The following is a 14,253-nucleotide window of genomic DNA, read 5'->3' on the forward strand; positions in this document are numbered from 1 at the left end:
CAGGACTTCCTCCGCTTGCCCTCTTGCCAAAACCGCTCCCATACGCAAAAAAGACAGTCTCCCCATTGAGAGACTGCCTTTGAATCTGTCGAAGTTTACAGTTTGGTTACGCTAGCAGCTTGTGGTCCACGGCTACCTTGAACGATTTCGAACTCAACTTTTTGACCTTCGTCCAGAGATTTGAAACCTTCAGACTGGATCGCGCTGTAGTGTACGAATACATCGTCTCCGCCTTCCACTTGGATGAACCCGTACCCTTTTTCCGCGTTAAACCATTTTACGATACCTTGTTGCATGAAACAAAACCTCCCTGAACATTTCGCCCCATGAGGCGAAAAAGTGTAGCGTTAACCCCTTTTTTACAGATAAGCCTTTTGCGTCAAGGAAAAAAGCCGTACCAATGCGATTGACAATGGTGACGTCTCTCACAACGGTACGACTCCATAACCAATCATCCAAACCACTATAACTTGTAAAAATGGTTAACTTAGGATGATTTTATCACACGATTTCCGATTTGTCACGCATTTAGTCAAATCGCAATTTGTCTTTGCGCATGCCGATATTGAGGACGACGCCGATGATTAAAAAGTTGGTAATCAGCGAGCTGCCCCCGTAGCTGATGAACGGCAACGGAATCCCCGTAATCGGCATCAACTGGATCGTCATGCCGATGTTCTCAAAAATTTGGAAGGTGAGCATCCCGACCACGCCGGCTACGACGTAGGAGCCAAACGGATCTTTGGCTTCCATCGCGATGCGGATCATGCGGTAAATCAAGGCGAAGAACAGGATCATCAACAGACCGGCCCCGACAAAGCCGAGCTTTTCCGCAATTACCGTGAAAATAAAATCGCTTTCCCCGACAGGTACCCAGCCAAAGCTCGCCTGTGTAGGTGTGTCGATGCCTTTTCCGAAAAGCTGGCCCGAGCCAATCGAAATCAATGCCTGCTTCAACTGGAAGCCTCGCCCCATCGGTTCCAGATCAGGGTCCATCCAGAAGACGACGCGATCCCACTGGTACGGCTTGATGATCTTGAAAAAAATCTCCTGCTTGTACTCGTACAATAGCGTCATCGCGGCAAAAAAGCTGCCGATAATGCCCACCAAGTACAAGACGTGCTTCATGCGGATTCCGCCGACGATCAGCAGAGTGGCGAGCATCCCCGTAAAGACCATCGCCGTCCCCAGGTCAGGCTGAACCAAAATAAGCAGCAGCGGGACGCCTACGAGCGCCGCTACCGGAATCAGCTTGTAAAAATAGTAGAAGCGGTCGGGGTCCTCCGCCCTTTTCGCCATGAAGCGGGCGACCGTCAAAATCGTAAACAGCTTCATCGGCTCCGAGGGCTGAAACAGGACTGGCCCGAGATCGTACCAGCTCGTCGTATTGTTGATCGGCTTTGTCTGGAAGACCCCGATCAGCAAAATCAGACCGAGTACATACAGGACGTAGGCGAGGTTGTGAAACAGCCGATAGTCAAACAGCAGCGTGACGCCGAGCACGATAAACCCGATCACATACCACATCACCTGCTGATGGGCCTTGTCCACCCCGGCAGCCGACCCGGAGATCCCCAGATAGCTGAACACACCCAGTCCTGCCAAAATCAAAATAATCGTCCAGTCAATTGATTTTAAGTGACGTTTTTCCAGGTCCATGTTTTCCTCCTAGAAAACGTGACTCCCCTCTGTAAAAGAAGGGGAGCCATGCATAGCCTATTTTAGCCCAAAAAATTTACGCATTTTATGGAACACGCCTGCCTTTTCCTCCAGCGGCTGCAGCGGAACCGCTTCACCGAGCAAGCGGCGCGCGACATTGCGATAGGCGAGCGCTGCCCGCGATTCATGATTCATGACAGCAGGCTCGCCCTGGTTGGCAGACTTGATAACGTAATCATCATCAGGCACGACACCGATCAAGTCAATGGCAAGCAAATCCAAAATATCTTCCACATCGAGCATGTCGCCATTTTTCACCATATGAGAGCGCACGCGGTTGATGACGAGCTTGGGCATCCCGACTTTTTCCCGCTCCAAAAGGCCGATGATGCGATCGGCATCGCGCACGGCCGCCTTTTCTGGCGTCGTCACGACGATAGCCTGATCCGCTCCTGCTACGGCATTGCGGAACCCTTGCTCGATCCCGGCCGGGCAGTCGATAATGACGTAATCAAACTCGCGCTTCAACTGCGTGACGATTTCCTCCATTTGTTCAGGAGAGACTGCCGATTTGTCTTTTGTTTGCGCCGCTGGCAAAAGCGACAAGTTTTCGAATCGCTTGTCCTTAATCAGCGCTTGCGGCAGGCGGCAAGCACCCTCGGCCACGTCGACCAGATCGTAAATGATCCGGTTCTCAAGTCCCATGACGACATCGAGATTGCGCAAGCCGATATCAGTATCTACCATGCACACCTTTTGGCCCAGCAATGCAAGCGCAGTTCCCAAATTGGCGGATGTGGTCGTCTTGCCCACGCCGCCTTTTCCTGAAGTTACGACTATTCCAATACCCACGTCCGTTCCTCCTCTTCCCTTCAACCCTCACGCTTTTTCGCGCCAAGATCCGGGCGTATTCGCGACAGGTAGTTCATTTTTGCTACGAGCATGGTCTCATTTTCCAGATAGGCAAATTCTGTGCCTCCGGAATTATTCGTCCATTCCTCCCCTGGCTTGCTGATTACCTCGGCAATCCGTAGCTGGGTCGGGCTCATGACAGCAGCAGCAATAATGACTTGCGTATCACCGGAAATACCTGCATGGGCGTACCCGCGCAGATGTCCCATCACGTATATGCTTCCTGTACTGCGAACAGTTCCCCCTGGATTGACATCACCCAATAAGAGCAAATCTCCGTCAAACTCCAACACTTGACCGGAGCGTACGGTGTTTACCTGTATAGAAAAATGGGTTTTTAAGCGTTCAGCAAAAGCTTCCTCCCGCGTGATTACATCTGCTTCGATCGTGTGAATCACGAGGTTTCCCTTTTGCCGGATAATTTGTGTCAACTGCTCCTGTTGTTCAGGCGAGCAGTAACGTTTTCCTAATTTGATCGATACCCGTATGAGTGGCCCTGACAATATCTGTTGGTGACTGTGCTCTATTTTTTCACGCACATCTTCCAGCAGCTCGTCGAAGGAACAGGCATCATCCATAAAGAAGACGAGACCCTCTTTAGTCCCTTTGATTGTGACCTTGCTTTTCACAGTCGTCACCCGGTTTCACCTCGACCGTTACCATTCGCCATACAGAAAGATTTCTCCTGCTCTGCATGAAAAAATTGCCGAAACGGGTCAGATGCTGCCACGAGAGGGGCTCGCTCCCTTATTTATGAGAGGAGGGCGGATTGGGAATCGGGACTCCGTTTGTGAGAACTCCCGGATTCAATTCGTTGTAAGCTTCCAGCAGGCGACGCGCAATCGGGCCCGTCGCATCGGAACTGGAGGTTCCGTCCCGCAAGCTGTTTGGCGCGATCACGACGAACACCACTTGCGGATTTTCATACGGTGCAAAGCCTACAACCAGGGCGTTTTCCGCGCTTCTGCCTGTCTGCGCGGTACCGGATTTCGCGGCAACGGTAAACGGCAAGCCGTTGAAACGCTGCACAGTACCGCCTGGCTGCGTAACCATGCGCATCCCTTCTTTGACGACCTGGATGTACTTCGGATCAATGTTGACCCGGTTCAACACTTGCGGCTCGATTTGCGCAAGCGTCTGGCCCTTCTGCTTCGGATCGGTTGTACCTTTGCGTATTTCCTTGACAAGATGCGGACGAATCCGGTATCCGCCATTGGCAATCGCAGAGACGTACTGGCCGATCTGCATCGGGGTAAACAGGTCGTACTGGCCGATCATCGCGTCAGCCAAGTTCCCGTAGTACAAGTTCGGGTTTTCCCATCCGGTCTTCTCGCCTGGCAGGTCCACCCCTGTTTTGACGCCAAGCCCGAACTGGGCATTGTAGTAATCCAGCACGGAAAATTGTTGTTCCCAGCCTTCTTTGCCTTTTCTCGCCAAGCGGATCGCCATTTCGTACATATACGTGTTGTTCGAAACTTGCAGCGCACGGCGCGCGTTGACGATCCCGTGTCCGCCAGGCTTCCAGTTGCGCTTGTAGGACGTACCGACATTCAGGCCGCCGCGGTCATTAATCGTTTCGTTTGGCGTTGTCAGCCCTTCTTGCAGGGCAATCATGACAGACAACGGCTTGTAGGTGGAGGCCGGCGGGTACGGCGTGTAAATGAACCGGTTAGACTCGTTCGGCAAAATGAGCGAGGTGTAGTTTTGGTTGAACGCCTTGCGATCGTAGTACAGGTTCAGATCGTAATCCGGGTAGCTGGCCATCGCCAAAATCTCGCCCGTATTCGGATTCATGACCAAGACGTGCGCATCCTTGAACTCTTTTGGCGTCGTAGGCCGTTTTTTAAACGCTTCTACTTCTTCCTTCAAAATCGCTTCCACTTTGCTCTGATAGCGCCAGTCCATCGCCAGCACGAGGTCGTTGCCTGGCTCCGGTTCCCTGCCCGGGCGCATTTCTTTTTTGATCGTCTCGGAATTTTTGTTCACGTAGACGTCCATGATCCCGTCTTTGCCGCGCAAGTATCTTTCGTAGGAGCTTTCCAGTCCGGTGACGCCAACGCGGTCAATCGCATTGTAGCCTTGTGCCTGGTACTCTTTCAGGCTCTCAGGGCGAATGGCGTTGATATAGCCGAGAAAATGAGTCCCGAAGGCAGAGCCGTCAGGGTCTTTGAAAATTTGCCGGACAGGCTCCAGCACGACGCTAATCCCGGGAAGCTCCGTGCGCCGCTCCTCGATTTGGAACATTTCTTCGTCGCTGATGTTCACCTTCACCCGGCGCGGAATGTAGCTCGGCATCTGCGGAGAGCGCATTTCCTGCAACAGCGAAAGCTTGTGCCACTGGAATTGCCGTTGCTCCGCGGTGAGCGGCAGATTGACATCCAGCTCGAACAAGGAAGCGTAGCGCAACAAATCCATGTCCGATTTGTCCGATAACTCGTTCGGAGCCGGAAGCTTGCGAATTTGTGCCTTCACTTCTTTTATCAAGGCGTCGCGGTCTTCCTTGTCCAGCGTGAGCACGAGCTTCATGTTTGCGCTGATCGCCATTTTGAGCAGTTCCAGGTCGGAAGTGTTGTCTTCCGTCAGAACGGTCCCTGCTCCTTTTGCGTTGGCATTGAGCTTTTTGATAACGTCTTTGCGCTGGTTGTCATCAAAAGGCGAGCGCACGCGCAAGCCGACATACAATGCCGTTTTGACCAGCTCGAAGTCTGACATGCTGTCGACAGCTTCCTGCTTGGGAACGGCTTGCAGCTTGGCTGCCACCCTGTTTTTCAGCGCGTTCGTTTCCTCGTTGTTGAAAGCGATCGGCAATGTGGAGCGCAGCTCGATCGTCTTTTTGAGCAGCTCTTTGTCTGTGCCGATTTTTTCCCCGTCAGGCAGCAAAATTTTCGCCAGACGATCCGCCACTTTTTCTTCGTCGATGTCCTGCCCTTGCTCTTCTACGTATTGAACCGTGTAAACAGGTTTGTTGGAGACGAGCACTTCGCCATTTTTGTCCAAAATCCGGCCGCGCGGCGCAGGGATCGGCAACTCGCGGATACTGAACTTTTCCAGCTCGTGCCGATACTGCTCCCCTTCCACCAGTTGGACGAAGGCGAGCCGCAAAATGATGGCGGCAAAGAACAGAAAGACGATCAGAAACAATATGTTAAGCCGCACGGGTATGTGCGATTTCGGTTCTTTGGTCTCTTCCATGAGCGATCCTCTCCTTTCCGGGTAACATCCCCTGTCTCCTTGTTACTCCACGTGCATTTCCTTTTTGTCGAGCACCTTGTTGCAGCCGTTTTTGATCGGTATGTACACAATCAGGCCGAAGACGAGGTTCAGCAATACAGTGGGCAAAATTTGACGGGTGAGAATCCATTGCACATCATAGGGAGCGACCGAGAACAGACGGTACAAGGAGTACAAGAGCCATTCGTGCCCGAACAGGATCAAGAAGCTCGTCACAAAGACCATGCCGATCCCGCGCTGGAACAACAGCACGATCAAACCGGCAAAATAGCTGGCTACCATCATGGACATGGTGTAAATGCCGATCACCTGCCCGAACAGGACATCCTGCAAAAAGCCGAACGCAAGCCCGTAGTACAGCCCTTCCCGCCTCCCGAGATACATGGAAATGAAGATACAGCATACGAGCGCGAAGCGAGGGACTGTCATCCATGACAGTCCCCATAAATCAGGTGAGAGGACCTGCATGACTGTCCCTTCCAGAACAAACAAGACCACGACACCAAGCGTCAATAAAAAACGCGCCATCTATTGACCACCTCCGCCAGTAGTTGCGGAGGAAGTCCCCGTCGAATTGGGCGTTGCCGCTTTGCCTCCCGTCGCAGGCGGCTGCACTTGTCCAGCCGCCTGCTTTGGTATCAGCTCACCGTTAGGCGAAATGGTAAAGTCGCGCTCTACCACCATCACTTCGCTCAATTGCGAAAAGTCTGCGCTCGGCTGTATGTAAGCCGTTTGCGTCAACCCGTAGTCGTCCGGCACGACCCGGACAATGTAGCCGATCGGCAGATTTCGCGGAACCACTCCCCCCCGGCCGGAGGTAATGACTTGCTGCTTCGGTTCGATTTTTTTGCCCCAAGGAATTTTGCGCATGACCAGCAATCGCTCCTGCGGATCGTATTCCTCGATGACACCGCTGACAGGCTCATGGACAGTCTTGCCGTCGACGATATACGTGGCCTGAATGTCGGCGGAGATGTGGTCGCGCCGTTCATAGCTGGTCAACAATTCAACCGTAGCGGAAAAGTTGGCAACACTCTGTACACGTCCGATCATCCCTTTTTCCGTGATGACCGCCATATCTTTTTTAATGCCGCTCTTCAGCCCCAGATCGATGGTAATGACGTTGTTCCACGTATCGGGATTGCGCGCCACGACTTCCGCAAAGAGAAGACTGTACGACGACTTGAACCTGTTTTTCGCATCCAGCTCTTTTCTCAGCCGCTCATTCTCTGCCTTGAGGTCGTGGAGTTCTGCCGTCAGCCGGGCATACTGGTCCAGCCCTGCCTTGAGGGCCTTGTTTTCTTCGTAGACGCTGTACGCGTCTTCTATTTCCCGAAAAAAGCCAGAAACAGCTTGGGCAGGGCGATAAAACAAGCCCTGCACCACGCTGAACGTATCTTTGAAAAACATTTCTGGCCAGGTCAGGTTAACCCGTTCACGGGAAGTGTAGCCCACGACGGAGATTAGCAGGACCAAGCCTACAAGTACGATAATAAGCCGCTTATTCCCGAAAAACGACATGCCCTACCCTCCGTTTATTTACCCCGTTTTTGTCGGGAAGAGGTGATGCCTTGTTTCGATTTGAACAGGTGGATATTCTCCAAAGCCCGGCCTGTCCCGATCGCTACGCAATCCAGCGCATTTTCCGCAACATGCACGGGCATACCTGTTTCCTTGCTGAGCAGACGGTCGATATTGCGCAGCAGCGCTCCCCCGCCTGTCAACACGATCCCGCGATCCATAATGTCTGCGGCAAGCTCCGGCGGACTCTTCTCCAAGGTCACCTTCACAGCTTCAATAATGGCAGCAACTGTTTCTGCCAATGCTTCTGCGATTTCCGTGCTGCTGACCGAGAGTGTTTTTGGCAAGCCAGTCACGAGGTCGCGGCCGCGAATATCCACGTTTTCCGGTTCCTCTGGCGCGATGGCAGAACCAATCTCCAGCTTCAACGTTTCCGCTGTCCGTTCCCCGATCATCAGATTGTAGCGGCGCTTGATGTACTGGATGATCGCTTCATCCATCTCATCCCCGGCCACGCGAATGGAACGGGAGGTAACAATCCCGCCCAAAGAAATGATCGCCACTTCTGTCGTACCGCCGCCGATGTCGACGACCATGCTTCCGGTCGGCTCCCATACAGGCAGATCGGCTCCGATCGCTGCTGCAAACGGCTCCTCAATCGTGTAAGCCTCGCGCGCGCCAGCCTGCTTAGTCGCGTCTTCAACAGCACGCTTTTCGACAGCGGTAATTCCCGATGGCACACAGACCATCACGTTCGGGCGACGGCTGAACAGACCCTGGTTTTTCTGGGCCTGATTGATGAAATAGCGCATCATCGTTGCAGTCGTGTCAAAATCCGCAATAACCCCGTCCTTCATCGGACGAACGGCGACGATGTTGCCAGGCGTGCGGCCGATCATACTCTTTGCCGCATTCCCTACCGCTTCAATGGAATTGTTGTTGGTACGAATGGCTACTACAGAAGGTTCACGCACTACAATTCCTTTTCCCTTAACGAAAACAAGTGTATTGGCAGTGCCGAGGTCAATCCCCAAGTCACGTGTAAATCCACCAAACATAAAAAAACTCCTTCCAATAATATACAAATGACAAGCAATGTTACATCCTACAAGTACCCTTGCTCTTTCAAGCTGACGTACCTGCCATCCCCGATAATCACATGATCCAACAATGAAATCCCTACCAGTTCCCCCGCTTCACGCAGCGTATGCGTGATCGCGATATCTTCCCTGCTAGGTGTCGGATCCCCACTTGGATGGTTATGTAGGCAAATTACCGATGCACTGCTACGACGGATCGCTTCTTTAAAGACTTCTCTAGGGTGCACGATGGAAGCGTCCAGACTGCCTACAAAAATAGTCTGCTTGCCAATCACGTGGTTCTTGGTATTTAGAAAAAGGCAGACAAAGTGCTCCTGTGTCAAATGAGCAAGCTCAGGCGACATCAAGTCAGCCACATCGCGGGGCAGACGGATGGAGGTGCGGCTTTGCCGCGGTACGCCGACCATTCTGCGCCCGAGTTCAAAGGCGGCATGCAGTTCCACTGCTTTTACCGGGCCGATCCCTTTCAGTTCCCTCAGCTCAGCATGAGAGGCTTGCGCCAATCCACGCAGGTCGCCAAATTTGGCTAACAAGCGCTGAGCCAACTGATAGACTGACTCCTGCTCACTGCCTGTCCTCAGTAAAATGGCAAGAAGCTCTGTATCAGACAGATGGACCGCTCCTTCGCGAAGCAGTCGTTCACGTGGACGGTCATAGTAAGGGACGTTTTTGCCGTCTGTTTTGTTACAGGTATTTACTGCCATTTTTCGCCGCCTCCCACCTATCTCATTATCGTCAACGGCTTACTAGAAGAAGGTCGTGAGGTGGTTGGCCGTTGTCACTTGCACACAAGCACAGCTTTCCTACAAAATCGGCATCCCGAAACGCGCGAGCAGCTTGGAGGTCAAGCAAAGCGGAAGCCCGACAACCGTAAAGTAATCTCCGGTTATCCCTTCCACGATCGTCGCTCCAATCCCTTGAATCGCATAAGAACCCGCTTTGTCCATCGGCTCTTTCGTTGCAATGTACGACTTGATCTCTGCTTCGCTCAACGGGCGAATTTTCACATCGGTGTGGCTGTGCGCCACTTCTGAGCGCCCAGACGCTGCATCAATCAGGGCCACGCCGCTATAGACGGTATGCTCTCGCCCCTGGAGCATGGACAGCATGCGAAACGCGTCCGCTTCGTCTGCCGGCTTGCCCAAAATATGTCCATCCAGAACGACAATCGTGTCTGAACCGAGCACGACGCCTTCTGTCAGGCGGGCGGCTACTTCCCTAGCCTTGCGCAAGGACAGCTCCTCTACCACTTGCGCAGGAGACAAGCCAGGCGCAGTCGTCTCGTCCACATCGCTGGTCATCACCGTAAACGGAATGCCCAGCGCCTGCAGCAGTTCTCTTCGGCGGGGCGATGATGAAGCAAGAATGAGCGTATCATGTTTTTCTGTCGTCATTTTTCAACCTACTTTATCCGTCGATGTATCCAAAACGCGAGGGCAAGCCCCCCGATACTGGCTAGATTTAGTTTTACCTGAAAGTTCAGGTCGTACTTCAAAATTTCTAAATCTGCCGCAGGTGACCATGTAATCGTTTTGCTTTTGGTCAGAAAAGGCACCCAGGGACCGAGAATTTCCCCGACGATGCTCCCGCACAAAAGGCCACTCACCAGTAGAAACACGAGTGTAAGCGTTTCTTTCCCCATTCCTTTTCCCAACTCCCTTTTACGAAGGGATTCTCTTTTTGCCAACCATAAGTTTAGCAAATGGAAGGGGGTGAAACAATCCCTGTTTGCTCTTGCTAGTTACTGTATAAAAAGAAAAGGCCTCCTGCAAGAAAACTTGCGGAAGCCTTATCAGCGCTCGCTTATTTGTCTTTAGCGCGCCAACTGCACCCAGCTCGCGTAGCTCTCCAAATATCCGAGCACGCCCGCCTGTACTTGCCACGCGTACGATTCGGCGCTTTCCCCTTTTTTTCCGGCGCTTGCTTCCGCCATCTTGTCGCGGGCGGCCAGCGCCTGATTGATCCCGTTGACCATCCCTTCGAACAGCGGCTTCCACGCATCCTGCACCTGAATCAAGCGGCTTTCCTCCAAAAATTGGCGATGCCATTCCTTCAGGTCGGCCGTCTCCTGCGCCGAGGCAGAAAGCTGTCCCGATGTGATAATCAGGCCGGATTGGGCAGAGAGCGCCTGCGCCAGCTTCACGCCATTGTCAAAAAACTGCTGCACGTTCGGCCCTTCCGTGGCGGCAGCCGGTTTGCTCACCGGAACCGCTCCCTGGAAGGCCGGGAAGGCAAACTCCTTGACGTACACGTCCATCCCCTTGTTTTTCAAGCTGGCGGCAAAGCCCAGCACGGCATCTCGCGTAGGCGCGGCAGCGGCAAACATATACTGCTTGCTGCCATCCTTGTACAAAAGGTGCGGGATTCCCGCTTTCGCCAGCGGCTCTACCGCAGACTGTGGAGACGCGTCCGGCTGAAACACGCCTGCCTGGGCGACGAACATGCTGATCTGCGGCACTTGCAGCGAGACATTTTGCTGCTCGCCAGAAGCGGTATTGCCGGCTGCAGTTCCTGCTCCTGCCTCGGACGAACCGGGGCCAGCCAGCGCCTCCTGGCCTCCTGCCTGCCCGCCTTTTGCCTCTTGTGCCGTCAACGTCTGCACGGTCTCGCTTAAAACTGATCCATACGATTGCGAAAATTCCTCCTGCGTGAAAACCGACAGCACCAAAAAGCCGAACAACAACCCGATCGCTACTGCTCCCCCTGTCGTCAGCACGGTCCGCCAGATGGGAGTTTTCGGCCAAAAAGCGAGGAAGCGCTTTGCGGGATTTTTGCCGGAGCTGCTGTAAGCTCCCAGAAGTTCCTCCTGCTCTTGCGTCTCTTCCAGCTCGGGCGAATCATCGAGGATCGGCCCCGGCTCTCTGCTCGTCTCCCGCTGCGCGGCCCCTCTCAGTTGCATCATGCGTTCCCAGGCGTCGTTTTCCTTTTTCGGTGGAAGCGTGCCGTGAAAAGGGATAGGTGGCCCCTGAATTTTTACCCGTGGCGTGTCGTCTTTGGGGGTACGCTTCACACTCGCTTCTTGCTTGATGGTCTCGCGCTTTTCGTCCCAAAATCTGCCGTTCATCTTGACTGTTACATGATTTTTCTTTTCTCCGTTCACGCTCATGCCCTCCCAGCTTGCAGGCTCTTTGTACTAGCTTACGTCTGGGCGGGACGGGTTATGACTGCGATCTAGCAAATCTAGCAAATTCTCTAGCACAGCGGCGAAGCTTTTTCGCCAAAGCTTACGGCTGCCAGGTCAAAAGCAGCCCGGCGTGAACGAGTCCCCCGCCGAAGCCGTAGAGTAAAATTTTGTCCCCCGCCTTTACCTTGCCTTGCTCGATGCCCAGCCCGAGCGCAAGCGGGATCGTAGCGGCCGATGTGTTGCCGTAGTAGGCCAAGCTGTACAACGTCTTCTCAAGTGGAAAGCCGCTGCGCTCGCAAATCGACTCGATCATGCGCAAATTGGCGCTGTGCGGGATGAACCAATCCACCTCATCGAGCGCAATGCCTGCGCGGCTTGCGACCTCCTGCATGCCTGTCGGCACCGTCGTAACCGCCCACTTGTACACTTCTCTGCCGTTTTGCACGATGCAGCCATTCCCCGCAAGCTCTCTGCCATCCATGCTCGTCGACAGCCCCGAGCGGTAGACGTGAATGCCGCCGTCTCCCTTCGAGCCTAAATAGGCAGCATGAAAACCGGGAGCGTCCGGGTCGGCTTCCACCAGCACTGCACCCGCTCCATCGCCAAACAGGATGCAGGTCGTGCGGTCGGTGTAGTCGGTCACCTTGGAAAGCGTTTCGGCTGCCACCACCAGCACTTTGCGGTGCAGCCCGGAGGCGATCATCGCGTTCGCGGTGTGCAGCGCGTACGTAAACCCGGCACATGTGGCGGAAAGATCCATGGCGCCCGCCTGCGCGATGCCGAAATGAGCCTGGATTTGGCTGGCGACGCTCGGAAACGGAAAATCCGGCGTGCTCGTGGCCACGAGGATCAAGTCGACGTCTGTGAGGTTTTTGCCATAGGCAGCGGCCATGTTCTCTACGGCCGCAATCGCCAAATCGCTTGTAAACTCATCTTTTGCTGCAATGCGCCGTTCGTGGATGCCCGTTCGCTGCAAAATCCATTCGTCGGACGTCTCCACCATCTTTTCCAGATCGGCATTGCGAAGCACACCGCTTGGCACGTAGGTGCCGATCGCCGTTATTCGGGAAGGAATAGCATTTGCGTTCATCATATCGAATCATCACCTCTGCTTGTTTGTGACTACATTATAACACTAGATATTAATACCTGGTACTAATTTATGCTTTTGCGCATTAGAAAACTAAGGCTGCGCCAAGCCTTTGGCGCAGCCTTAGTTGCACTTATACTGGATAAGAATCTTATAAATTCTTTTCTGTATGAAAAAAGACTTGGCTCCGCTTCCGAACCAAGTCTTTCTTCTTTGCAGCACTCGTGCTGCTGTTATTTTTCCAGCTTTTCTGCCAGCCAGTAGGCGGACTTCCAAATGTCTCCCGCGCCCATGGTCAGCACCAGGTCGCCAGCTTGCAATTCCTTGACCAACTGCTCCTGCATCTGCTCCTTCGTCGGGATGTACTGCGCCCGCGGGTGGCTGTTGGTGCGGATTTTTTGAACTAGCACCTCAGAGCTTACCCCTTCGATTTTGGCTTCGCCAGCCGGGGAGTAAATATCCGTAACGATGACTTCGTCAGCCTGTGAAAAAGCACGGCTGAACTCATCCATCAGGAAATACGTCCGCGTGTAGCGCTGCGGCTGGAAGACAGCGATGACCCGTCGGCCGGACGCCTTGGCTCCGTTCAACGTCGCAATGATCTCTGTCGGATGGTGGGCGTAATCGTCCACCACGAGAATGTCGCGCGCCTCTCCGATGATCTGGAATCTGCGCTTCGCTCCCCGAAACGAAGTCAGTGCCTCGGCAATCTGTTCAAACGACAGCCCTGCATCCAGGCAGACGATGATCGCCGCCAGCGCATTGGCAATATTGTGCTTGCCCGGAACCGTCAGCGCGAGCGTCCCGAGCAGTTTTTCTCCATGATACACCTGGCATGTGCTGCGGCGATCTCCGCACTCGATCGACACGGCGCGAAACTCGGCCTGCGACACAAAAGCCGGATCGATCGCATACGTTACTACCGTGCCTGCGACAGACGGCATCACTTCGCGAACGTGCGAGTCATCTATGCACAAAATCGCTTTGCCGCCCGGCTTCAGATGGCTCAAAAACTGGACGTACGCCTGTTTCAAATTGTTGAAATCGCCGTCGAAATGCTCCAGATGGTCCGGCTCGATGCTGGTCACGATTTCGTACATCGGTCTGTATTCCAAAAAGGAACCGTCGCTCTCGTCCGCTTCGGCAATGACAAAATCACTCGTCCCTGCCTTGGCGTTTGTCCCTGCATTCATCAGCTCTCCGCCAATGATGAAGGTCGGGTCTACCCCGCACTCCTCCAGTACGTGCGAAATCATGGAGGTCGTGGTCGTTTTGCCGTGTGCTCCGGCAACGGCTACACCTGTTCGTTCGTTCAAGATGCGGGCGAGCATTTGGGAACGGTGCATGACCGGGATTCCCTTCGCTTCTGCTGCGACTACCTCCGGATTGTCCTTGGGGATGCTGGTAGAGTAAACAATGATGTCTGCTCCCTCCACGTGGGCAGCATTATGGCCGATATGAACGACCGCCCCTCTCGCTTCCAGCTTCTTCGCCAATTCGTTCATGGCGACGTCGGAGCCGGTTACCTTGTATCCAAGGTCGATCAAGACGCGGGCAATGGCACTCATGCCATATCCGCCGATGCCCACAAAGTGGACGTGCCTAGCCTGATCCAC

14 protein-coding genes are annotated in these 14,253 nt (G+C 53.8%); all 14 read right to left on the reverse strand.

The features are described from left to right. Positions 1–95: 95 nt before the first annotated feature. The 14 genes from M655_RS18620 to murC all read right to left on the reverse strand — a co-directional run bounded on the left by M655_RS18620 (position 96) and on the right by murC (position 14,253). A complete protein-coding gene (locus M655_RS18620) occupies positions 96–296 on the reverse strand; it encodes a cold-shock protein (RefSeq protein WP_005832370.1) in 201 nt (66 codons plus the stop codon). 232 nt (positions 297–528) lie between these two features. After that, positions 529–1,659 carry a rod shape-determining protein RodA gene (gene rodA, locus M655_RS18625; RefSeq protein ID WP_005832368.1) on the reverse strand — a complete coding sequence of 377 codons (1,131 nt, stop codon included), beginning with the start codon at positions 1,657–1,659 and terminating at the stop codon, positions 529–531. Positions 1,660–1,716: 57 nt separating this feature from the next. Further along, positions 1,717–2,511: a septum site-determining protein MinD gene (gene minD, locus M655_RS18630; RefSeq protein ID WP_007782416.1), complete on the reverse strand. Its 795-nt coding sequence runs from the start codon at positions 2,509–2,511 to the stop codon at positions 1,717–1,719. A gap of 20 nt (positions 2,512–2,531) precedes the next feature. Next, the gene (minC, locus tag M655_RS18635) at positions 2,532–3,209 is read right to left on the reverse strand and encodes a septum site-determining protein MinC (protein ID WP_005832362.1); all 678 of its coding nucleotides are present in this window, start codon (positions 3,207–3,209) and stop codon (positions 2,532–2,534) included. Between the two features lie 109 nt (positions 3,210–3,318). Continuing rightward, a complete protein-coding gene (locus tag M655_RS18640) occupies positions 3,319–5,763 on the reverse strand; it encodes a peptidoglycan D,D-transpeptidase FtsI family protein (RefSeq protein WP_007782419.1) in 2,445 nt (814 codons plus the stop codon). 42 nt (positions 5,764–5,805) lie between these two features. Beyond that, positions 5,806–6,330, reverse strand: a complete 525-nt coding sequence (gene mreD / locus M655_RS18645) for a rod shape-determining protein MreD (RefSeq protein ID WP_005832358.1) — start codon at positions 6,328–6,330, stop codon at positions 5,806–5,808. Then, positions 6,331–7,323: a rod shape-determining protein MreC gene (gene mreC, locus M655_RS18650; protein WP_005832356.1), complete on the reverse strand. Its 993-nt coding sequence runs from the start codon at positions 7,321–7,323 to the stop codon at positions 6,331–6,333. 14 nt (positions 7,324–7,337) lie between these two features. Continuing rightward, positions 7,338–8,381 (reverse strand): rod shape-determining protein, encoded by a 1,044-nt coding sequence (locus tag M655_RS18655; protein ID WP_005832354.1) that lies wholly within the window; start codon positions 8,379–8,381, stop codon positions 7,338–7,340. A gap of 47 nt (positions 8,382–8,428) precedes the next feature. After that, entirely contained in the window at positions 8,429–9,127 is a 699-nt protein-coding gene (gene radC / locus M655_RS18660; RefSeq protein ID WP_005832352.1) for a RadC family protein, read from the reverse strand. Between the two features lie 99 nt (positions 9,128–9,226). Further along, positions 9,227–9,817: a Maf family protein gene (locus M655_RS18665; RefSeq protein WP_005832350.1), complete on the reverse strand. Its 591-nt coding sequence runs from the start codon at positions 9,815–9,817 to the stop codon at positions 9,227–9,229. Positions 9,818–9,825: 8 nt separating this feature from the next. Continuing rightward, positions 9,826–10,065 (reverse strand): DUF4321 domain-containing protein, encoded by a 240-nt coding sequence (locus M655_RS18670; protein WP_005832348.1) that lies wholly within the window; start codon positions 10,063–10,065, stop codon positions 9,826–9,828. 171 nt (positions 10,066–10,236) lie between these two features. Beyond that, positions 10,237–11,529, reverse strand: a complete 1,293-nt coding sequence (locus tag M655_RS18675) for a hypothetical protein (protein WP_005832346.1) — start codon at positions 11,527–11,529, stop codon at positions 10,237–10,239. A gap of 118 nt (positions 11,530–11,647) precedes the next feature. Then, entirely contained in the window at positions 11,648–12,640 is a 993-nt protein-coding gene (locus M655_RS18680; protein ID WP_005832344.1) for a ketoacyl-ACP synthase III, read from the reverse strand. Between the two features lie 230 nt (positions 12,641–12,870). Further along, complete coding sequence (gene murC, locus M655_RS18685; protein ID WP_005826492.1) at positions 12,871–14,253, reverse strand: UDP-N-acetylmuramate--L-alanine ligase; 1,383 nt, start codon at positions 14,251–14,253, stop codon at positions 12,871–12,873.

The organism is Brevibacillus sp. NSP2.1, from assembly GCF_000470975.2.
In the GTDB taxonomy this organism is placed as follows: Bacteria; Bacillota; Bacilli; order Brevibacillales; family Brevibacillaceae; genus Brevibacillus; species Brevibacillus agri.